This window comes from Pseudoalteromonas sp. HM-SA03 (genome assembly GCF_002289345.1).
Lineage (GTDB): Bacteria > Pseudomonadota > Gammaproteobacteria > Enterobacterales > Alteromonadaceae > Pseudoalteromonas.
The window spans coordinates 48,081-71,028 of record NZ_NSDG01000022.1; the positions used below are offsets into that span (position 1 = coordinate 48,081).

Consider the following 22,948-nt stretch of genomic DNA (forward strand, 5'->3'; position numbering starts at 1 on the left):
TTACCATTGGTAAGTTGCAGTTAATGCGATGTTTCGGCGACTGCCATAAGAGCATGATGTCGCGCCACATGAAGCGATAACCTTTTTGTCAGTTAGGTTACGTACGTTCAGTGCAAAGCGCCATTGTGCCAGATCGTAACTTGCCATGGCATCAAACAGGGTGTAACCCTCAACGGTTTTAGGTGCTTTTTCACCAGTACCTTTGTTACTTCCTGTGTAACGTGCACCTAAACCTACAGTGAAGTTGTCGGTAAGTTGATAGTCACTCCAGATATTAAACTGATGCTTTGAAACGGCTTTATCCTGTTTGCCCACTTCGTCAGCAAGTCTTGGATCTAGACCACTTTCAGTGACATCCGCTTTTGGAATATAAGCGTAAGAAGCGGTTAAGTTCATTTTTTCAGTTGGTTGTACAAAGGTATCAAACTCTAAACCGCGTACAACGATGGCACCCGTTTGTTTGTAGCCAGCAGGTTCGGTTGTCCATACCCACTGAGTGAAGTCACTACGTTCAATCTCAAATACCGCTGCACTATAGCTTGAAGTTGAGTCCTTTGGTTGATAGCGCACACCGGTTTCGTATTGTTTACCTGTTTCAGGTGAGAAAGGACGAGCGGTAGCAGGGTCAACATTGGTTGTCGGTGCAAAAGATTCAGAGTAGCTAAAGTAAGGTGCTAAGCCGTTGTCAGCTAAATAAACAACCCCGGCGCGAGCACTAAATTCTCTGTCTGTACGCACTGATGTCGGGTCTACTTGACCTTCTAGCGTCTCATTTTTTAGCTTTGCTTCATCCCAACGACCAGCCAAAGAAATGATGATCTTCTCATTAATTTTGATTTGGTCTTGGATATAAATACCAAATTGCTCTAGCTTGGAAACACCCTTGATATTAGGTTCAGGCTGGATCACACTTGAGCCGTAAGTCGGGTTAAAGATATCAAGATCAGCTAACACACCGCCGTAGCGCGCTCTCACTTCAATCTCTGTATCTTGATAATCGGCACCAATGAGTAATGTGTGTTCTACGTTGCCGTGTGAAAACAGACCAATCAAATGCGTGTCGATAGTAGCGCCGCTGACTTTCTCTTTACTTGATAGTGGAGTACGGGCTAAGTAACGGAAGTTTTCAGGGTCACTTGGGTTATCAGCATTTTTTTGCGCCCATTTACCCCAAATGACGCCATAGTCAACGTCAAATTCCGCATAGCGCGCGTGTTGCTTGATTTGCCAGTTGTCATTGAAGTGATATTCGCCTTTATAGCCTACCACCCACTGTTCTTGGTTGTAGCGGTTGAAATCAGGCTCACCAATCAATGTTGAAAACGGGATTTGGCCGTTAGGGTTCGGCAAAATAGTACCTGTTGTTGGGTAGGCGTGCCAAGCAGCGCCAGACTCAATGTCGTAGTATTGTGAGTAAAAGGTGATTTTCCCTTGGCTACTTGGTTGCCAAGTCATTGACAGTGCTAAGTAGTCACGATCGTTTTCTAGTGGATCGGTACTCAAATCAGATTTTTTGGTTAAGCCTGTCACGCGATATAAATACTCGCTGTCGTCGTCAATTGGACCTGACATATCAACGGCTAGTTGTTTGAGGCTGTTGTTGCCAAGCTTGATCTGCAGCTCATTTTGCGAAAATGGCGTTGGCATTTTACTAACTAGGTTTACTACGCCACCCGGACCATTTTGACCATATAATACCGAAGAAGGGCCTTTAAGAATTTCTATACGCTCCATACCGTAGCTTTCGGTCTGCCATAAACCCCAGTTACCACTGTTACGGATCTGAAGACCATCTTGGTAGAAACCAGGTGCATAAGCATCGAAACCACGAATGTATAACCAATCGTATTGTGGTAAGTCACCCCAAGGTGCGGTATTCACACCTGCGGTATATGATAATGCTTCTGTTACACGCGTTGCGCCAATGGCTTCAATTTTATCTGCGGTGACAACATTGATGGTTTGTGGCACTTCAATTATTGCAACATCGATTTTTGAGCCAGTTGCACTGCGGCGTGCATTGTAACCTTCAACCGGACCTGTTGCCGTTTCTTGGTCGGCATCAGCATTGACGGTAACCGCTTTTAGTCTGCTGGGGGAGTTATCTTCAGCATGTGCAGTTGACATCAGTGTTAAACCTAACATAGCGGTAGCAATGGGTGATAAGGTTAATAATGGGGTTGAGCGTTGTTGTTTCACAAAGACTCCTTACTATTTTTGAGAAGCAGGTTTAATTATTTGGTAATTGAGCAGAGCTTTTCTCAATTACCCGTTTTAGTTCGAGGCTAGTTCACTAGCGTCGTGTTATCAGTAACTTGATGCGTTGATGTTTGTTTTGGTTGTATAAGTACCTCACCAATTTCTTGGCTACGTACTTCTTGTTCGTAAAAAACGCCGTAAATCTGTTCAATAAGTGGTAATTCGGGATAGGCGTAATTTGTTTGACGATATTCTTTGTAGAAGGCTTGGTGCTCGATATCGGATTTGGAGAAAATCTTATCAGTGTATTCTGTGTTGAAAATTTCATTTACAAATGGACTATTGTCTGAAGGCTTAATAGAGTTTGTACGAACAACAAAATCGACTTGGTTATCATCTACGCGGCCGCGTAAATCCATAAATAAGGCGTGATTAGCCCAGTCCATTAGCCCTTGTCTGTGAAGTGCGATTGCTTGTGCAATATTAGAAGCGCCAAAGCCAAGATTTACTAATGAAAAGCGAGACGTGTTGTTCATACTTAATCCTCACAGTTACTGATAACTACTGCTCTTGTCCTAGGGACTACCGAGCGTCAAGACTGATAGGGCGCTATTGATACCAATTAGTCTTTACTCGCTCAATTTGAAGGAGCAAACCTGACGCTAACGGCATTAAAAATTTTCCACTTAGAACAACTAAATAGCAAAATTTTCGCCTTGCCTACATGGATGTAGGTACCTTGGCGATAGCAGGATGCGGTAGCGGTGTTATCGACAAGGTTTTCTCGCCTCAAAATAGATCACTTAATTAAGCGAATTAGTATGATTATTAGAAGCTCATCTAAATTGATTTTTTGAATTAAACGAGTGAGAATTTATTTTATTTAAATATTTATGAAATTAATTCGTATTTAAATGGCCTTAACGAGATCCTTCATCGTTTAGTGCCCAACCTCTTCCCGTGCACTGTGTTAAAACTCTAAGTTCTGTTTGTCTCTTTATCTTCATAGCGTTATCACAAGGCGACACCCCGCTTAGCGTTATCTTGCTTTTATTACTTGGTTTGTGTCACAAAGTTTAGCGAGTTAACGCCCGATTGCTGCGCCAGTGCCATAACCTCGACTATTTTTTCATAGGGGACTTTGGCTGCGCCTTGTAATTGGATCGGAGGCTGAGGTGATTGTGCTGCAACTTCAACTAAACGTTGTTTAAGTTGAGCGAGCGTGATGGCTTGTTGCTGCCACTGAATATCACCATTCGCTTGTACTATCAAAGAAACGCTGTCGGGCAATACCTCTACGCTGGTTTCTTGCAAGGCTGCTTTGGGCAGCTCTACTTCAATGGACTGAGTGATCACAGGCATAGTGATAATAAAAATGATCAATAATACCAGCATCACATCTACAAGAGGTGTCATGTTTATTTCAGCCATGATCTCTTCATCATCTTCAAATCCTTGGCCAAACGCCATTATTTACCTCCGACCGATTTAAATACTGGGCGCTTAGCGTTTGCACTTGGTGCAGAGCCCATCAGTAAGAATGCGTGTAATTCGTGAGCAAAGTGGTTCAGGCGGTTTACAACGCGTTTGTTTCCCCGAGTGAGTGCGTTGTAACCCAGTACTGCGGGGATAGCGACGGCAAGGCCAAAAGCAGTCATAATTAATGCTTCACCCACAGGACCTGCTACTTTGTCGATACTTGCTTGGCCACTAACGCCAATGCTTATCAGGGCATGGTAAATTCCCCATACCGTACCAAACAAGCCGATAAAGGGCGCGGTGGCACCAATGGAAGCGAGTATCGCTAAGTTACTCTGTAGTTCCGATTTACTTTCGTCAATAGAAGTTCGTAAGCTGGCAGTTAACCATTCCGCGATAGGTAAATTACCATGCAAATCTTCTTTGTGTTGCTCATGATGCGCCTTGGCATGCATGCCTTCGTTGACCAGTGAACTAAAGGGCGTCGCTTGGCCTGTTGGCGTTTCGAGCAATAAAATACCTGACTGCAAATCTTGTGCGTGCCAAAACTGTTTTGAGCCAACAAGTGGCTGTTTTAGTTTATAAAGCTTAACGCCTTTAATTAATATAACGCACCAAGTTGCGATTGACATAAATAGTAAACTAAACGCTACTGCTTTAATGACGATATCGCTTTGTGCCCACATGGCGGCGATTCCGTATGGGTTCTCCATGACTGTTCCTTATTTAATTTAATGCAAAATTGACAGGCTGTAGGTACCAATAACCGATCGCTTGTCCATCTTGAGTTGCCGGTTGGTATTGCCAGTGTTTTACAGTTGCTTTTGCAGACTGATCTAGACGACCGTGGCCACTCGACTCATGTATTTCTATCTCAGAGACGCTGCCGTCCGCTTCAATATAAATTTTTAATAAGACTGTCCCCTGCTCTTTAAATTTACGGGATAATCTTGGGTAAATAGGTGCCGGATTGTTTAATGCATTAGCGTCACTCATGTGCGGCAATACAAGTCCTGGCGGTAAACTCGGATCTTGAGGGGGGGTGGCCGTCTCAGCCGTGTTACTAACATCTTTTTGTTCTGGTTGGACTGCGGATCTGACTGGAGCTGGCTCTACAACAGGCTCAGGTTCTACAACTGGTTCAGGTTCTACAACAGGTTCAGGCTCTACAACAGGTTCAGGCTCTACAACAGGTTCAGGCTCTACAACAGGTTCAGGCTCTACAATAGGCTCAGGCTCTACAACAGGTTCAGGCTCTACAACAGGTTCAGGCTCTACAACAGGCTCAGGCTCTACAACAGGCTCAGGTTCTACAATAGGCTCAGGTTCTACAACAGGTTCAGGCTCTATAACAGACTCAAGTTGTTGAACTGTGCTGTAATCTTTTTGATTAGGCAAGTTGATAAACCTTCCCTTAATACTTGAGTGCTGAGAAGATATTTCCATTGGTTCAGGTGTTGAGGTCGCTGTCCACGCAAAAGCAATACCTCCAATATGAATAGCAATAACAAGGAGACATAAACTGAAGGAAACGACATCAAAGGTTTGCAGCCGCAAAGCTTTTGTGTATGAGGTAGGCACAACTACGTACATCCGCTATAAATTTAAATGCAAATCATTATCAATTTACTTGTTTTGTGTTGAATATACAAGTTGTTTGTTCCATGAGCTTTTTTATAAATATTGGCTTTGCAATGCCAATTCCACGAGATGTATTTTTACTTACAGCTGTATTAGGTGGCTTTAGCATGTGGGCAGGTATAATGAGCTGGTTTTATTGCATGGAATCGATAAGACAGCCAGCCGTAGCATGTGTATTACTTCTGGTAGTCAGTGGTGCGATTAATATTGTGGATGGGGNTTCGTTTATCCGCTGAAAGCAATTCCTCAGATGGTTATGTTACGAACATTACGCGTGATGAAGATGACTATGGTAACAGCCAGAACAATGTCTATCGCTTAAAGTGGTTGTATCAACCAAGCGATAATTTTAAAGCTGTATTATCATATCAGCGCATCGAGAGTGAATATGGACTATCAACAACTTACTATGGTGACTTTGCACCCATTGAAGACCGGGTTGCTTTGGCCGATGCTGAATCAAGCTTTGATACCGACGCTGATTTATTTTCACTAAACGTGGACTATTATGTTAATGACGCTTGGTCATTGAAGAGCATTACAGCTTATCAAAAGGGTGAGCGTGTCCGTCTAAGTGATGCAGACCAAACGCCAAGTGCGTTAGGTTCTGGTGGTGGTATCGTAAACCGTAACAGTGAAGATAATAATTTCTCTCAAGAATTGCGCTTCAATTTCGTTGGTGATGGGTTGTGCGGCAGTTCTGGTGTTTATTTCTCAAACATCGAAGCTAACCTAAGACAAAAAAATGAAATTGACTATAACTTGCCGGTTCTGTTTGATGATTTTGCCAGAAGCCAGGGCTTATCTGATGTTCCATTAGGGCTAATCTTAACCACTGATACCGTTTTACCGGTGGCTTTATACGCACCATATTTCGATACAGTCCAATCCGGTAGAACAGATGTAGATACGTCCACTTGGGCTGTATTTACAGAATGGGAGTACGCACTTGGCGAAAACTGGTTATTTAATGCTGGTGTGAGGTACGATAACGAGAAACAAGATTATGTTACGGAAACTAACACCGCATCAAATTACGTGTTACCACAATTGGGTAGCCCGTTAGGGTCTGTTCAGCTTGGCCCATTAACGGTAGACCAAATTATCTTCACCGCGAATGCGCAATTACAAGGTTTAATCGCTGAAGTACCTGAAACAGCTTCAACAGAAGAATTTAGTAATATATTGCCACATGCGGGCGTTACATATAAGTGGAGCCATGATGTATCAACTAGTTTCTTTATCAAAAAGAGTTATCGTTCAGGTGGAACGGAGTTAACGCTGCTTAATGGTATCAGCAATTTTGAGGAAGAAGAGCTTTGGAATTACGAAGCGTCTCTACGTGCAGTACTATTTAATGGTAAGGGCGTGTTTAATGCCAATGTTTATTACAGTGACTGGACTAATCAGCAAGTAGCCGTTCAAGAACCTGGTACTACTAACTCAGCATTCACAATGACAGATAATGCTGGTAAGTCAACACTTACAGGTGTGGAAATGAGCTTCAATTTCGCTATCACTGAGCAGCTTGATTTTTACTCAGGTTTTGCAATATCAAATACTGAGTATGATGAGTTTGAGTCTGTTGATGGCTCTCAAGATTACAGCGGTAATGAGTTTAGCTTCGCACCGAAAGAAACAGGAGTACTTGGGTTAAGTTATAACCATGACTCAGGCTTATTTGCGAATCTATCAATTAGCTATACAGGTTCATCCTATTCTGATGTTGCTAATGAAAACCCTCTGGAAAGCTATACACTGGTCAATTTTAACGGTGGATATGAGTTTGATAATATTAAACTTGAGGCCTAGGTAGTTCACGAGAATATATTTTTTGCTTTGGCACATGTAAGGTTGGATACCAACGAAAAATGTGTACACCCATTTTATAGTGTCAACTGTTAATTGTGAATGATTGTTCAAGGTGGGTTTTGGTTAGGGCATAAGTTTGCCCCTGATATGACAATAATCAGTTCCTAACCTAATCCTCTGTGAGGTCATGGCCTTTCAGCTAGGTGGAAGAATTGAGCATTTTTCTAACTATCCTACATGTTTCTACATGCTCAACTATGCGTTCCTTGCGGTTCGCCTTTTCACCACCCAACTGCGGGAGTTTTCCCCAGTTGGGGTGACTTCTTCAAAACCAAATTAACGAGTCACCAATGGAATATATCTTCGGATTTGCTCTGGGAAATCGGCTAGGTCTCGTTACACCTTGTTGTCACTCCTTTTTTATCATTCCCCTTTCCTACTTGAATAACCCTCAAAACGCTTTTTCATAAATTTTTTAATTTATTTATTACGGGTCTGGTAAGGCAGGGTGTCCACATTAATAAGACTGACGAACTGCGTCAACGGATCAAAGTTGTGAAAGGAGACCTGGGCATGAGATGCTGGCGACATCAAAAACAGAATAATAAAGCTAATTGGTGGCATCAAGCTTTGTTGCCTTTGGTGATGTTTTTTGTGCCGTGTACATGGAGCCAAGAGAAGGCTGAGGTAACTTCTCCATATACGGCTGGCTCAGAGGTTAAGCACACGACGCAAGCGCATTTGGGCGATGGCAGCTTGACGATAACAGGCTCCAACGAGGTGAAGCAGGTGTTAAAAGCGCGCCACCGTCGCTGCCATGAGCGCACATTTCAAGTCAACCTCAGTCCAAACGATACAACCATGTATCAGGTTGTCGGGGCTTTATGTGTTAATGGGTCTTTTAAAGATAAAACGCTACAGATTTTGTTATCTGGGGGGACTTACTCCGGTGTTTATTTGGACTTTCCTCTGAACCCCGCCGTGTATTCTTATGTTGATACCGCTAATCAGTATGGCTATGTGACTTTAAACTTGGCGCGCATTGGTGTGGGACAAAGCGATCGGCTCAGTGCAAGCAAAGGTGCATGGCATGCCTTTGATGAGTTATTACCTTCTATTACTGCTTCTGGGATCCCCAAAGCAGAGTCTATCGAATCCATTTTGCACATTGAAGCCGGTTCAAGAGGCCTTTACTCCGGCGCAATTTTAATGCTGGACAAACACGACTTTGAAGCGTGTTTGGTACTGCGCTCTGTATTTCAAGATGCCGACAAGTATTGGATATAGGCCGGGTGCGGCATGGTTGGCCTATCGACCCCAGAACGAGAATTTACCGAAACAATCGAAAAGTTCGCAGATATTGCACCGTACGTATTCTGTGAGCAGTAACGCGGCCTGTGCCGTAATTTTTGCAGGCAGCTACCTGTTTTTGAAGGTGATTGACTTGCATTCCTTAGCTATTTTTTAGAGAGAGTCTTGATGTCTGAACTGAGTATTCCAGAAAAGCTCAATGCTGCAACCGTGTTTGTCGACAGGCACATAGAAGAAGGCCGCAGTGACAAGCCCGCTATTTTGTGTGAAGAGCGTGTGATCACATATCGCCAGCTTCATGAAAACGTCAATCGCTTTGGTAATGTGCTTCGAGACCTTGAGGTGCGTATTGAAGAGCGTATTGCGATGTTACTTCCCGATATCCCTGAGTTCGGATTTACCTTTTTTGGTACTATGAAAATCGGTGCGGTCGCAGTACCATTGAATACCTTGTTAGACAGTGTTGAATACGCGTATTTACTGCAAGATAGCCGCGCACGCGTGCTGGTTGTACACGCATCACTTTTGGATGCGGTTGCACCTATTTTATCTGAGTTAACATATCTTGAGCATATTTTGGTATGTGGTGATGATAGCACGGAATATCCGAGCTTAGAGGGGCGGCTGGCGGATGCATCAGCTGAGCTAGAAGCCGTTGAAACGGGTCGTCATGATGTCGCTTTTTGGCTTTACAGCTCAGGCACGACAGGGTTGCCAAAAGGGATCATTCACCGTCATCAAGACATGATAGTGACCTCTGAACGCTATGCTGTGCAGACACTTGGCTTGACGGGATCAGATATTTCTTTCTCTGTGCCAAAACTGTTTTTTGCATACGGCCTAGGTAACAGTTTGTACTTCCCGCTGTGGACAGGCGGCACGGCGGTGCTATTGCCAGGCGCACCTACCCCGGAAGCGGTTTTTCACATCATTGAGCGCCATCAGCCAAGTGTATTTTATAGCGTCCCGACCAACTTTACTGTGCTGTTGCAAGCTGCTGAGCGAGATGGACGAACATCGCTTGGCGATGTTCGCATGTGCTTATCTGCCGCGGAGCCACTTCCTAAGCCGTTGTTTGAACAATGGCAAGCGCGCTTTGGTTTAGAACTGTTAGAGGGTATTGGTTCAACAGAAGCACTGCATATTTTTATTTCAAATCGGGCAGGCAGTGCCAAAGTGGGCAGTACTGGTCAGCTGGTACCCGGCTATGAAGCAAAAATAGTTGATGACGAGGGAGAGGAATTACCGGTTGGTGAAAGAGGCACCTTACTGATCAAAGGGCAGAGCATTACCCTGGGTTACTGGAATAACCCAGATAAAACACAGGCAACTTTATTAGGTGAGTGGTGTAACACGCGGGATACTTTTAAAGTCGATGAAGATGGCTTTTTTTATTATGTCGGCCGTGAAGATGATTTGATGAAAATAGGCGGTCAATGGGTATCGCCAAAAGACATTGAGTCGGTTTTACAGGAACACCCCGCCATCCTTGAAACGGGCGTCGTAGGATCTGCTGATGAGGGGATCATCACCCCAGTTGCTTATGTCTCTCTTAAAGGTGGATTTAGTCCCTCAGCGGATCTCGCTTTGGAATTACAAGACTTTGTTCGAACACACTCGGCGAGAAATCATGCGTGTTGGATTGAGTTTATTGACGAATTACCGCAAACCACCGTCGGAAAAATCCAGCGCTCGAACTTGCGAGAACTCAACGAGCTGCGCGGTGAGCACAAAACCCAAGCTGGCTCATTTGTTGATGAATTAGCTCAGTTTGCGTCGCCACAAGCTCAGCGCGATCACTTACTGAGCTATATTCGCACGCAAGTGGCTGTTGCACTGCGCTTAGATGAATCCCAGTTGCAAGATGTACACACTAGCTTTTTTGAGTTAGGGATGGACTCTTTAGCTGCGATTGCACTGAGAAATCGCTTGCAAACCGGCCTTGGTCGGGCGGTATCATCGGCGGCGTTGTTTAAACATTCGACATTAACGGCGCTGACAGATCACATTATCGATCAGGTGCTTGCGACACAAGCGACAGAAAGCACAGCCAAAACTGCGGAACCAGCTTTGAGCAATGCGTTACCTCAGCTGATCCCATCTGCGCAAGACCGCTCAAAACCGTTTCCGTTAACAGACATTCAGCTCGCTTATATTTTTGGTCGAGGTGACACATTCCTTGGTAACGTGGCAACACACTGGTACACCGAGATTGACTGTGATTATGACGATGAAGCCTTGGCGCGCTTTAATGCTGGCTGGCAGCGCTTAATTCAGCGCCAAGATATGTTACGTGCAGTGATGTTACCGGACGGTAGGCAGCAGATCTTAGAGGATGTACCTCCTTACGAGATTGAAGTGAGTAATCTTATCAACCAGCCTGAGGCCTTGGTAGAGCGCGAACTCATGACCACACGGGATAAAATGTCGCACCAGATCTTAGACCCCTACACTTGGCCTATTTTTGAAATCAAAGCGACGCGACTTGAGCACAACCGCACCCGTTTGCATGTTGGGCTAGATCTTTTGATCATGGATGCATGGAGCATGTTCCTGATCTTTAGAGAATTACATGACATTATCTATCAGCCACACAAGCTTGAACCACTGGAAATCAACTTCCGCGATTACGTGCTGGCCGAAGAAGCATTTAAAGAAACCGCACATTACCAAAAGGCCAAGGACTACTGGTTTGCGCGCTTAGATAATTTGCCGCCTACGCCGGATCTGCCTTTTGCAATTAAACCTGAAGCGCTGAAAAGCCATGAGTTTACACACCGTGGGATCACAGTGCCCGCGGATACATGGCAAACTTTACAGACGCGTGCAGCCAAAGTGAATTTGACGCCATCGGCCTTGCTGCTATCGGTATTTGCCGAAGTGCTGGCAATTTGGAGCAAAAATGCGCACTTTGTCATCAATATCACGCTGTTTACACGCCAGCCTCTACATTGCCAAATAAACGATGTAGTCGGTGATTTCACTTCGCTGTTGTTGTTAGAAGTGGATCATACGATTGAAGAACCATTTATTGCCCGTGCACAGCGTATTCAACAACAGTTGATGGATGACTTAGACCACAATGCAATCCATGGTGTGCAAGTACTGCGCGAGTTGGCGAGGCGACAAGGTGGTAATCAGCGTGCAGCCATGCCTGTGGTATTTAGTAGCACGTTGGGGCTTGGTTCGCTTGGTTCAGATATGTCATCTGTGAGCCAATTTGGTGACATTGCTTACACTGTTAGCCAGACCCCGCAAGTATGGCTCGATTATCAAATCTTTGAAAACAAAGGCGAGTTAATCCTCAATTGGGACTGTATCGAAGAGCTATTCCCGGAGGGGCTAATTGATGACATGTTAAACGCGTATAGCACCATGTTGTCGTCGCTTGCCAATGATGAGGCCACTTGGCAGCAAAGCAAGTTCCAACCACTGTTAATGGAAAAGCAGCTCACAGAGCGCACTGCCATCAATGATACTTCTGGTGATGTATCCGACGCATTATTACATGAATTATTTATCGAACGTGCGGCAGCAACCCCTGATGCGCCAGCGGTGCTCTCTCACGACCACTGTGTGAGCTATGGAAAATTATTCGATCTTGCAACGCGTACCGCGCATTGGTTGCAGCGCCATGATGTTGCACCAAATACCCTTGTGGCTGTGGTGATGGAAAAAGGCTGGGAGCAAATCGTGGCGGTACTAGGGGTATTGATGTCAGGTGGTGCTTATCTGCCGATTGATGCGCATCAGCCAGAAGCGCGCATCAACACTATTTTGGCCGACGGTCAGGTTACGCTTGCACTCACTCAACCTCAATTTGAACATCAAGTGCTCTCGGCGGGGATCACGCGCTTGATCATCACAGAAGACAACCTTGCTCAAGAACAAGCACAGCTTACTCCGGTTGTGATAGACCCTGAAGATCTGGCTTATGTGATGTATACCTCGGGCTCAACGGGCAAGCCAAAAGGCACCATGCTGCCGCATCGCGGGCCAGTGAACACCATTTTAGATGTGAATCGAAAATTCTCAGTGACACAGAACGACAGAGTAATTTGCCTCTCTGCACTCAATTTTGATTTATCTGTTTATGATGTCTTTGGGGTACTTGCAGCAGGCGGTGCGTTGGTAATGCCTGATCAGCAAAGACTGCGAGATCCCGCACATTGGCGAGCGTTGATGATTGAGCACAAGGTCACTGTGTGGAATACAGTCCCTGCATTACAACAGATGCTGGTGGATTATCTAGAGCTGCGTAATGAGTTGCTGCCACCAAATATGCGCTTGGTGATGATGAGTGGGGATTGGATCCCTGTTGATCTGCCTAACCGCATTCGTTCCCTGTGGCCAGATATGATGATTGTTGGGCTAGGTGGTCCGACTGAAACGTCAATTTGGAATAACCACTATGTCATCGAAGATGTCGATCCAAATTGGCAAAGTGTTCCATATGGTAAGCCACTGGCTAATCAAGCGTTGCATGTTCTTAACCAAGACCTTGCGCCTTGCCCTGTTTGGGTCACAGGCGACTTATATGTGGGGGGACGCGGTCTAGGAAAAGGTTTTTGGCAGGATGAGGAGAAAACCAATGAACTCTTTATTATTCATCCACAGAGCGGTGAAAAACTGTACAAAAGTGGCGACCTTGCCCGGTACTTGCCAGATGGCAATTTGGAAATCATGGGACGTGCTGATTTTCAAGTGAAGATCCGCGGCCATCGAATCGAGCTCAAAGAGATAGAAGCTATTTTGGCCGACCATAGTGATATTCGCTCTGCGGTGGTCACTGCGTTTGGAGAATCGCAAAGCTTGCAGTTTCTTGCGGCGTACGTGGTTTTACAGTGGGATAAGGTGCTTGCTAAGGATGCGCAAAGTGACTTAATCAAAGCGTTAAAGGCTCATGTCGCTGATTTATTACCAGACTATATGGTGCCAACCACCATTACTGTGCTGGATGTATTGCCGTTATCAGCCAATGGCAAAGTGGACCGTAACGCACTGCCAGCACCAGATTTATCACAAAGCCTTGGAAGTGATACGCAGACTCTACCTGAGACAGAGCTTGAGCAAACTTTGGCAGAGATATGGTGTGCGCTGCTTAATCGAACCCACATTGGGATCTACGACAGCTTCTTTGATGTCGGTGGCGACTCGGCTTCAATAGTGCAGCTTCACGCCAAGCTGTGGGAGGCGTTAGGTCAAGAAGTGCCGATCACCAAACTTTTTGAACATCCAACCATACATGCACTCGCAGCACATCTAGAAGGTGAAGAAGTGATTGAACATGCAGCTCGCAGTAACCGAGTTGATAAAAGGCGTACCAGTCGGCAATCAGCAAAAGATCAGAGGCAAGCACGTAAGCGCAGCCGAACGGAGAACTCCTAACCATGAACAGATATGACAAGAAGGTCCTTTTAAGTCAGCGCCAAATGGGGCACGGATCAAAGCAAAGCAGATTAATGGAAGTAACACTATGACGACTTTTGAATCGTTAAGTGACTCGGATATCGCAGTGATTGGCTTGTCCTGTCGCTTTCCTGGTGCAAAAACGGCGGACGAGTTTTGGCATAACCTCAAGCACGGAGTAGAGTCTATTACCACCTTCACTGACGATGCGTTGCAAAAAGCAGGGATCAGTGCCCCGATTTTGGTTCGACCTGATTATGTAAAAGCTGGCTCTGTGCTTGAGGACATCGATCAATTTGATGCTGGCTTTTTTGGCTTATCTCCTAAAGAGGCTGAGTCCACCGATCCGCAGCAGCGCATTTTTTTAGAATGTGCATGGGAAGCATTAGAAGATGCGGGCTATGTCGTCGACAAAGACACTTATTCTATCGGTGTGTACGCTGGCGCTGGCATGACGAGCTATTTCTTTGACCGTGTATCGGATCAACTGCCGTTTTTAGAAGCTGAGGCGTTTTCAACTTTATTGGGTAATGACAAGGATTATTTAGCGACACATGCCGCTTATAAGCTGGATTTAAAGGGGCCTGCGGTCAGCATTCAAACGGCCTGCTCCACCTCGCTTGTCGCGACACATATGGCGTGTCAAAGCTTGATTAATGGTGAGTGTGATATTGCGCTGGCGGGAGGAGTGTCAGCTCGTGTTCCCCATGAAAGTGGGTATTTTTATCATGAGGCCATGATGTTATCTCCCGATGGCCACTGCCGTGCTTTTGATGCGCAATCACAGGGCACAGTGCCTGGCAATGGGGCTGGCGTAGTGGCATTAAAGCGCCTTGTTGATGCGCTGGTGGATGGCGATATCATATATGCTGTGATCAAAGGCTCTGCCATCAATAACGACGGTGCTGGTAAAGTTGGCTTTACCGCCCCAAGTGTTGAGGGACAGGCAGCCGTGATATCTGAGGCACNCATTGCGGATGTTGACCCAGAGACAATTTCTTATGTTGAAGCACATGGCACAGGCACCAAGCTTGGTGACCCCATTGAAATTGCCGCTTTAACACGGGCATTTCGGCTTGGCACGAAGAAAAAAGGGTATTGCCCAATTGGGACGGTGAAATCTAATTTAGGTCATTTGGATGCCGCAGCAGGCATCGCTGGTTTGATAAAGACCGTGCTGTCGTTAAAGCATCAGCAGATCCCACCAAGCTTGCACTACGGTGCCCCAAACCCAAGCATTGATTTTGTCAGTAGCCCTTTTTACGTCAATACCGAGTTGACGTCATGGCCACGCAAAGAGGTGCCGCGCAGAGCGGGCGTCAGTTCTTTTGGCATGGGTGGAACTAATGCGCATATGGTGCTGGAAGAAGCGCCCACGATTAACGCACCACCTGTTAAACAGAGTACTGAGCGACAACATCATGTTTTGACCTTATCGGGAAAAACCGCACAGGCGCTTGCGCAACAGGCAGATAAGTTAGCGAGGCACCTAGACAGCCACCCTGATTTGGCACTTGCGGATGTGTGCTACACCGCGGCCAATAAACGGGCGCATTTCTCTCATCGGTTAAGCTTAGTTGCCAGTTCATTGGAAGACGCGAAGCAGCAACTTAGAGGCAAAGACTATAGCAGTACACAGGCCCCAGAGAAAGCGCCTAAGCTGGCATTTTTATTTACCGGGCAGGGTGCACAATATCTTGCAATGGGACAGCAGTTGTTTGAGTCTCAAGCGCTGTTTCGTGAAACGCTAGAGCGCTGTGATGCTATATTGCGACCGTTAGATGTGCCATTACTTGAGTTACTATATGGCCAACAGGCTGAAGCACTCAATCAAACTCAGTATACCCAACCTGTGTTGTTTGCAATTGAATATGCACTGGCAAAGTTATGGCAGTCTTGGGGTGTGCACCCTGATGCGGTCATGGGGCATAGCGTGGGTGAGTATGTCGCTGCGTGCCTCGCTGGCGTATTCAGTTTAGAAGATGGCTTAAAGCTTATCAGTACGCGTGGGCGCTTGATGCACAGCTTGTGTCAGGTTGGCGAAATGCTGGTATTGCCTGTGGATGAAGCCAAGGCACAGACACTGATCGCGCCTTTTGCGGAGCGCTTATCGATTGCCGCTGTGAATGGCCCTGAGAATATTGTTATCTCTGGTGATACTGAGTCGATGGCGGGCTTTGTATCGATGCTGGAAGCACAAGAAATTCAAAGTAAAGCGTTATCGGTTTCTCATGCTTTTCACTCTGTGATGATGGCACCGATGTTAGCGGAATTTGCAAGCGTTGCAGCGAGTATTCAATTTGCCAAGCCAAGTATCCCTGTATGCTCCAATGTGACAGGCGAGATGATAAATGCGGACATTGCAAGTGCGGATTATTGGGTGCAGCATGTGTGTGCGCCTGTACGCTTCGCATCTGGGATAGATACACTGCTAAGCAGAAGTATTGAGGCATTTATAGAGATTGGGCCCAAACCTGTTTTATTGGCGATGGCGAGGCAATGTTTAGCGGATGGGCATGCACAGTTATTCTTGCCAAGCTTGCGAGCAGGCCAAGATGATGAATTGCAACTATTACAGAGTCTAGGGCAATGGCATTGCCATGGCGGGCTTGTGGACTGGAAAGCGTTTGATGCAGGGTATGGGCGCCGACAAGTGTCTTTACCAACCTATGCATTTCAGCGTCAGCGCTATTGGATGGCGCCACTGAGCAAGGACAAGCAAAGTACAAATGATGAGCTGGTCCACCCTTTATTGGGTGCACAATTGCAACTTGCAGATACAGATAAGACCCGTTTTGCCAGTGAAATAGGCGAAGATTCGGCACCTTGGTTGGTAAGCCATCGCGTGTTTGGTGCTGCAGTACTGCCCGCCGCAGGTTATATTGAGATGGCTCTTTGCGCAGGCGTGCAAGTGCAGGGAGAAAAGACCTCTAGTATTGCAGTGGAAAATATCTCTTTTGAGCAGGCATTTATTTTACCTGAGCAGGGTACCTCTTCCATTCAAACTGTGATGTCTGCTCCTCACAATGACAGAGCCGTTCAAAGTCACTCTTTCCAAGTGTTTAGCCAAGATGCACACGGGCAGTGGGGCGCACACGTAACTGGTCAAGTTGTCGCTGAGCAAGCCGTTAGTCAGCCTCAGAACATTGACCTTGAAGCCCTGTTATCTAGTTGCCCAAATGAACTCCCCGTTGCTGAACAATACGCACTTTGGCAAACGCGAGGCTTACATTATGGGACTAATTTCCAAGGATTGGTGCAATTACATCAAGGAGAAGGTGTCGCCATTGGCAAGGTTACACTGGCCGATAACCTACTTGCTGATAGTGCGCTGCTAAATGCTAGCCAAAGGCTACACCCCGCAATGCTGGATGCGTGTTTGCAGGTGATGTTTGTGCAGATGTTTGACCCGACGGAGTCATCTGACAAGATCTGGTTGCCAGTCTCGATAGACAAGGTGAGCATGTTTGGTGCAGGCAGCAACACCTTGTGGAGTGTGGTTAAGGTGGTGGAGGACGCTCAATCTGAGCAACCAAGTCTCACTTTAGATATTTCAATATTTGATGAAGCGGGTAAGGCCGTTGCAAGTATCGAAGGCTTAACCGCAGTGCAAATGGATGGCAAAACACTTCGCAGTCACTTTGCACAAGAAGCAGATGATTTCTACTCATTAAATTGGGTACCAGCACCATTACCTGCATCAAGGGTTGAAGCGCAGGCCCTTGGCAATTGGTTAATCTTTGCAGATCAAGCCGGAGAAGGTGAAGCGCTAGCTGCACAGTTGCAGCAACAAGGCAATAACTGCACTTTGGTATACAGTAAAACGGCCCCCGAGTTAGAGCCTGTAAAAGGGAATTGCAGTAGCGCATTTACTGGTGAAAAAGTCTACATAGATGCCGAAGAAGCTGCTGGCTTTGAGGCGCTTTTCGTTCATATTAATCATCAGCATGGTGCGTTACCTGTTGGCGTGGTGCATCTTTGGAGTTTGGATGCCCCAACAACTTCCGCGCTGTCATTGTCTTCACTGAACCAAGCTCAAACACATATTGGCGCCAGTGTGCTTAACCTTGTGCGCGCGGCAGCGAAGCTGCAATCAGCAAAGCTATGGTTTGTTACGCGTGACGCTGTAAATGTCGGTGATGACGATAATACGGTATCGGTTTGCCAAGCGCCGCTTTGGGGTACTGCCAAGGTAATTGCACAAGAGCATCCAAATCTTTGGGGAGGAGTGATAGATAACCCTTCTACATCCGCTTTATTAGATGAGCTTAAGCAGACAGAACAGGGTGAGCAAAAAGAAGATCACATCGCATATCACAAAGGTAAGCGATATGTCGCACGCATGGAAGCAAGCATCAGTGCGCCTGTGCAAGGACACATTTCTCTGCAAGCAGACAAGAGCTATCTCATCACAGGTGGCATGGGTAAATTGGGGCTGCATTTAGCACGTTGGATGGTTGAAAAAGGCGCTCGTCATATTGCGTTAGTTGGACGCAGCGCGCCCTCTCAATTCGCCCAAGAGGCTATTGATCAGTTGCAAGGGATGGGCGCTAAAGTGTTCGTGATGCAGGCTGATGTGGCGAAGGAAAGCGATGTTGCGCAGCTTTTCCATCAGCTGAGCTCTGACATGCCAACGCTTAAGGGCGTAATTCATGCCGCTGGTGTGGTAGATCGTGCTGCTTTAGTTGAGCAAAGTTGGCAGCAGTTTAACCAAGGTATGGCTGCAAAGGTGCAAGGCAGCTGGAATTTACACTGTCATACAGCGTCCTTGGCGCTAGACTTTTTTGTGCTCTTTTCTTCTACGGCAGCACAACTGGGTGGCCTCAACATGGCAAGTTATGCTGCGGGCAATGCCTTTATTGATGCACTTGGCCAATACCGTACCTCGCAAGGCTTGCAAGCGCAAAGCATCAACTGGAGCTTTTGGGCTGAAGGCGGCATGGCAGGCGATACTGATGCGCAAGCAAGCTTAGGTGATTTTATGCTATCAACTGAGCAAGGCCTCAGTATTCTTGACGCCTTGCTTAGCAGCCCACAGCTCAGTCATGCACTTGTATTTCCAGGTAGCTTGCCGGCCTTTTTACAGCAGTTTTATCCCGGTGACATACCGCCATTTTTACATTCGTTGAGCCAAGAAACTGACGTGCAATCTCCACAACTATCTGTACAGGACCTTCTGGATCAAGCTGATTGGCAAGCACATGATGAGATCTTAGAAGACTTTATTCGCAAAGAACTCGCTACGGTGCTTAAGCTCAGTCCCACGCAGCTAGGCCCAACACAAGCCCTGAACTCAATGGGCTTGGATTCACTGATGACTGTTGGGTTGAGAAATCGTATTCGTGCAGAGTTGGGTGTTGATATCTCCATTGCCAAATTTATGGGCGAAGGCACCACAGTGTTGGATCTGGTCGCTGAGTTAAAGCCGCCTCATAACCTCAATGTGAAACCGCAAACAGAGCTACAAGAAGGGGAAGAGGAGTTTAGGGTATGAGTATTATGCAGACCGTACGTACCCTGTTAGCCGATTTGCAGGCGCTTGATTGTCGTATATGGGTTGAAGATGACGAGCTTATGGTGCGTACTTCTAAAGCGGGCATACCCACTGAGCTAAAAGCGCAATTGAAAGCCAATAAACAAGATATTTTGTCGTATCTGACAACACCATCAAATCGCACAGTATCCGAGGCGAGAATGGCACAAACGCTTGAGGCACAGCGCAGCACGACCCATGCTGTGCAATTGCCAGCGCTTGTCAAAGGCGAGCAGACTCAGACCTTTGAGCTCTCTTACGGACAAAAAGCGTTTTGGTTTTTATATCGCAACGCACCGCAAAGCCCAGCATATAACGTGACTATGCATTGGCGCATGTTATCCAAGCTGGATTTACCCACCGTAAAGGCGACTTTGCAAGCCTTGGTAAATCGCCACCCTTCCTTGCGCACGACCTTTTCTGAGCAACATGGTGAACCGATGCAAACGGTACATCCTCAGCAAGATGTCTGCTTTGAAGTACTAAACGTGGTCGGCGAAGGTGATGAACAAGTTTATCAGCGTGCCCGTGACGCTTATTTGCGTTTGTTTGACTTAGAAAATGGCCCGTTGCTGCGTGCGACATTATTAACGCAAGCAGAAGATAAGCATATTTTGCTGATCACCACACACCACATCATCACAGATGGTTGGTCATTTTGGAATCTGATGTCGGAGTTTTTAACTCTATACCCAGCGCTGAAGGCTGAAAAACAAGCCAACTTACCGCCTTTGAATTGGCACTACCAAGATTATGTACGCTGGCAAAATAACATGCTGTCCAGTGAGCAAGGAGAGCAGTTATGGAGCTATTGGCAAAACCAGTTATCTGAACAGCCGCCTATTCTCGATTTGCCAGCAGACAGGCCGAGGCCCTTGCTTCAGACCAGTAATGGCGCATCCATTATCTTTACGTTGCCAAAAACGTTGACCCAGCAGCTTAAATTACAAGCGCGTGAGTCAGGCCACACCTTGTATGTCATGCTGGTTGCAGCTTTTCAGGTACTACTGCATCGCTACACTAGCCAAAATGACATTTGGGTAGGATCGGCGGCAGCAGGGCGCAGTCTTGCTGAGTTTAAAGATATTTGCGGATGCTTTTTTAACTTTATTGTACTGCGAGGAAAATTAGAATCGAATCAAAGCTTTGCATCCTTTTTGAGTCAGATGCAAAAGGCGACGTTAGAGGCGTTAGTTCATCAAGACTATCCATCGCTTCTGTTAATTGAGCGTTTGAAACCGCAAAGAGACAGCAATCGCTTTCCGCTGTTTCAAGTTGAGTTTAATTTGCAACAACCTCATGAAGAAGATGACCTCGCTCCGTTTTTTTTAGGGGCGGATGAAAATCATATCGTGCGAAGAGATGGACTGACACTCAAGCCTTTTCGAATGACGCAGCAAGAAGGTCAATTTGATTTGAGTATCGATCTGATTGATGTGGCGGGCGAGTCACTATCTGGGATATGTCGCTATAGCGCAGACTTATTTGATGCGGATCGCATAAAACGTTTACTCGGTCACTTTGAAACCTTGTTAGCTGCGGTTGCTGAAAATACGCATACACCCATCGCTGAACTGCCCCTTTTAACGCAGTCGGAGCAACATCAGCTTTTGCATCAGGGGCAAAAGGCCACGGTGAACCTGGAGCATAGCAGCTGTGTTCATACTTTATTTGAACGCCAAGCCGAGTTATCTCCAAACGCGGTTGCACTGACGTTTGAAAATCAGCAAGTGTGTTATGGCGATTTAAACGCACGAGCCAATCAGCTCGCTCATTATTTACGTGAGCAAGGGGTTGGGCCCGAAGTGCGCGTTGGCTTGTTTGTCGAGCGCTCACTTGATGTGGTGATTGGACTGTTGGCAATCTTAAAAGCAGGCGGGGCCTATGTGCCGCTAGACCCTGATTATCCCACAGAACGGCTCGCCTTTATGGTACAAGATGCCGAGCTCAAGGTGTTGTTATGTCATGGTGCTACGGTCTCTCGATTACCTAAAAACGAGGCGCTTGTCGTGGATGTGTCGGCGCTGGCTGATGCGGTTGCGGCGCAAAGTGCGGCGAACCCAACACCGCTTGCTGGGTTAGATAACCTTGCTTACATCATTTATACCTCAGGCAGCACAGGCAAGCCCAAAGGCGTGTGCGTAGAGCATAAAAATGTACTGCGTTTATTCAAAGTCACCGAGCAGGAATATGGCTTTGGCAATCAAGATGTGTGGACACTGTTTCACTCTCATGCCTTTGATTTTTCTGTCTGGGAAATTTGGGGCGCACTCATATACGGCGGCCGCTTAGTCATCGTGCCATACATGACGACGCGCTCACCTGAGCTGTTTTATCAGTTACTGCAAGCACAAAAGATCACGGTACTGAATCAAACGCCGTCTGCGTTTTATCAATTGATTGAGTACGAGCAAGCAATCAATGTGACTCAGCCCGAGCAGTTGTCGCTGCGATGGGTGATATTTGGCGGAGAGGCACTGACACCTGCAAAGTTGGCTCCTTGGTTTGAACGCCACGGTGAGCAAACACCGACCTTGGTGAATATGTACGGGATCACTGAAACCACTGTGCATGTCACGCTCAATAAGTTAACCGCAAAAGATATTGCGTCTGCGACAAGCAATATAGGCCAGCCGATTGCTGATTTGAGTGCTTACATTCTCGACCAACATCAACACCCAGTGCCAATCGGGATCCCCGGTGAGCTGTATGTTGGCGGGGCTGGTGTAACCCGCGGCTACCTAAATCGTCAAACCCTGACAGATGAGCGGTTCATTGTAAATCCATTTCAGGATGCAGCAGAGCGGCTATATCGCACGGGCGATTTATGTCGTTGGTTACCCAATGGCGATATTGAATACCTTGGGCGAGTGGATACTCAAGTGAAGATCCGCGGATTTCGCATTGAGTGCGGCGAGATTGAGACCGCACTTTTATGTCATGAGGGCATTCAAGACGCCGTCGTCGATGCATGGGGTGAAGGGGAAAGTAGGCAGCTAATTGCATGGCTGATCGGCGCATCATCCGCACAGGAAAATACGACGCTAGCATGGGATGCGTTGCGTGCTCATCTGCGAACCTCGTTACCTGAATGGATGATCCCAACTCAGTTTGTCTTTGTTGAGAAGTTACCTCTCACACCCAGTGGAAAGGTTGACCGAAAAGCCCTACCTGCATCGGATGCGGCGCAAAGAGATGCGCAGGCACAACGTGTTCCACCAAAAACAGCGCTAGAAAAGACACTGGCTGATATCTGGTGTGCACTATTGACCCGTGAACACATTGGTATTCACGAAAACTTTTTTGAAGCCGGTGGTAACTCCATGTCCATCGTCCGACTTCAGTCAAAGCTCAAGGAGCAGATTGATAAGGATGTGGCCGTGGCCAAGTTATTTGCCAATCCCACCATCTTTACGCAGGCCCGCTATTTAGCCGGAGACCAGCAAAAGAGAGTCAATCGTAGTCGAGCAGGCGAACGACGCATTCGACAAGGCTCTATGAGAAAACAACAACAAACGCGGCAGCAGCGCCGTTCGAATCGTCAGACTGACATTCAGCGTTAAA

Annotated in this window: 10 protein-coding genes; 5 read left to right on the forward strand and 5 right to left on the reverse strand. The window is 46.6% G+C overall.

Features of this window, described 5'->3' with window-relative positions; genetic code table 11:
- From CKO50_RS04495 to CKO50_RS24455, 5 genes are all read right to left on the reverse strand, one after another.
- On the reverse strand, nt 1–2,199 hold the full coding sequence (locus CKO50_RS04495; protein ID WP_095727185.1) for a TonB-dependent siderophore receptor: 2,199 nt from the start codon (nt 2,197–2,199) through the stop codon (nt 1–3).
- 86 nt (nt 2,200–2,285) lie between these two features.
- Nucleotides 2,286–2,735: a SidA/IucD/PvdA family monooxygenase gene (locus CKO50_RS24450; protein WP_255229427.1), complete on the reverse strand. Its 450-nt coding sequence runs from the start codon at nt 2,733–2,735 to the stop codon at nt 2,286–2,288.
- 517 nt (nt 2,736–3,252) lie between these two features.
- Nucleotides 3,253–3,669 (reverse strand): biopolymer transporter ExbD, encoded by a 417-nt coding sequence (locus tag CKO50_RS04505; RefSeq protein WP_095727186.1) that lies wholly within the window; start codon nt 3,667–3,669, stop codon nt 3,253–3,255.
- Nucleotides 3,669–4,391: a MotA/TolQ/ExbB proton channel family protein gene (locus tag CKO50_RS04510; protein ID WP_095727187.1), complete on the reverse strand. Its 723-nt coding sequence runs from the start codon at nt 4,389–4,391 to the stop codon at nt 3,669–3,671. Before CKO50_RS04510 ends, CKO50_RS04505 begins: the two co-directional genes overlap by 1 nt.
- 13 nt (nt 4,392–4,404) lie before the next feature.
- Nucleotides 4,405–5,076 carry an energy transducer TonB gene (locus CKO50_RS24455; protein WP_255229428.1) on the reverse strand — a complete coding sequence of 224 codons (672 nt, stop codon included), beginning with the start codon at nt 5,074–5,076 and terminating at the stop codon, nt 4,405–4,407.
- A 438-nt stretch (nt 5,077–5,514) separates the two neighbouring features.
- Between CKO50_RS24455 and CKO50_RS04525 the strand changes: the two genes are divergently transcribed.
- The 5 genes from CKO50_RS04525 to CKO50_RS04545 all read left to right on the forward strand — a co-directional run bounded on the left by CKO50_RS04525 (nt 5,515) and on the right by CKO50_RS04545 (nt 22,947).
- A complete protein-coding gene (locus CKO50_RS04525; RefSeq protein ID WP_141240122.1) occupies nt 5,515–7,131 on the forward strand; it encodes a TonB-dependent receptor in 1,617 nt (538 codons plus the stop codon).
- Nucleotides 7,132–7,704: 573 nt separating this feature from the next.
- Complete coding sequence (locus tag CKO50_RS04530) at nt 7,705–8,418, forward strand: chorismate-binding protein (RefSeq protein ID WP_095727191.1); 714 nt, start codon at nt 7,705–7,707, stop codon at nt 8,416–8,418.
- A gap of 192 nt (nt 8,419–8,610) precedes the next feature.
- Nucleotides 8,611–13,830 (forward strand): non-ribosomal peptide synthetase, encoded by a 5,220-nt coding sequence (locus CKO50_RS04535; RefSeq protein WP_095727192.1) that lies wholly within the window; start codon nt 8,611–8,613, stop codon nt 13,828–13,830.
- An 88-nt stretch (nt 13,831–13,918) separates the two neighbouring features.
- Complete coding sequence (locus CKO50_RS04540) at nt 13,919–19,345, forward strand: type I polyketide synthase (RefSeq protein ID WP_095727193.1); 5,427 nt, start codon at nt 13,919–13,921, stop codon at nt 19,343–19,345.
- Nucleotides 19,342–22,947: a non-ribosomal peptide synthetase gene (locus CKO50_RS04545; RefSeq protein ID WP_095727194.1), complete on the forward strand. Its 3,606-nt coding sequence runs from the start codon at nt 19,342–19,344 to the stop codon at nt 22,945–22,947. The genes CKO50_RS04540 and CKO50_RS04545 overlap by 4 nt, the downstream gene beginning before the upstream one ends.
- Nucleotide 22,948 lies beyond the last annotated feature (1 nt).

Coding starts and splice junctions, on each gene's coding strand:
- CKO50_RS24450 (WP_255229427.1), bottom strand. CDS start 2,735: ATGAACAACACGTCTCGCTTTTCATTAGTAAATCTTGGCTTTGGCGCT.
- CKO50_RS04505 (WP_095727186.1), bottom strand. CDS start 3,669: ATGGCGTTTGGCCAAGGATTTGAAGATGATGAAGAGATCATGGCTGAA.
- CKO50_RS04510 (WP_095727187.1), bottom strand. CDS start 4,391: ATGGAGAACCCATACGGAATCGCCGCCATGTGGGCACAAAGCGATATC.
- CKO50_RS04530 (WP_095727191.1), top strand. CDS start 7,705: ATGAGATGCTGGCGACATCAAAAACAGAATAATAAAGCTAATTGGTGG.
- CKO50_RS04535 (WP_095727192.1), top strand. CDS start 8,611: ATGTCTGAACTGAGTATTCCAGAAAAGCTCAATGCTGCAACCGTGTTT.
- CKO50_RS04545 (WP_095727194.1), top strand. CDS start 19,342: ATGAGTATTATGCAGACCGTACGTACCCTGTTAGCCGATTTGCAGGCG.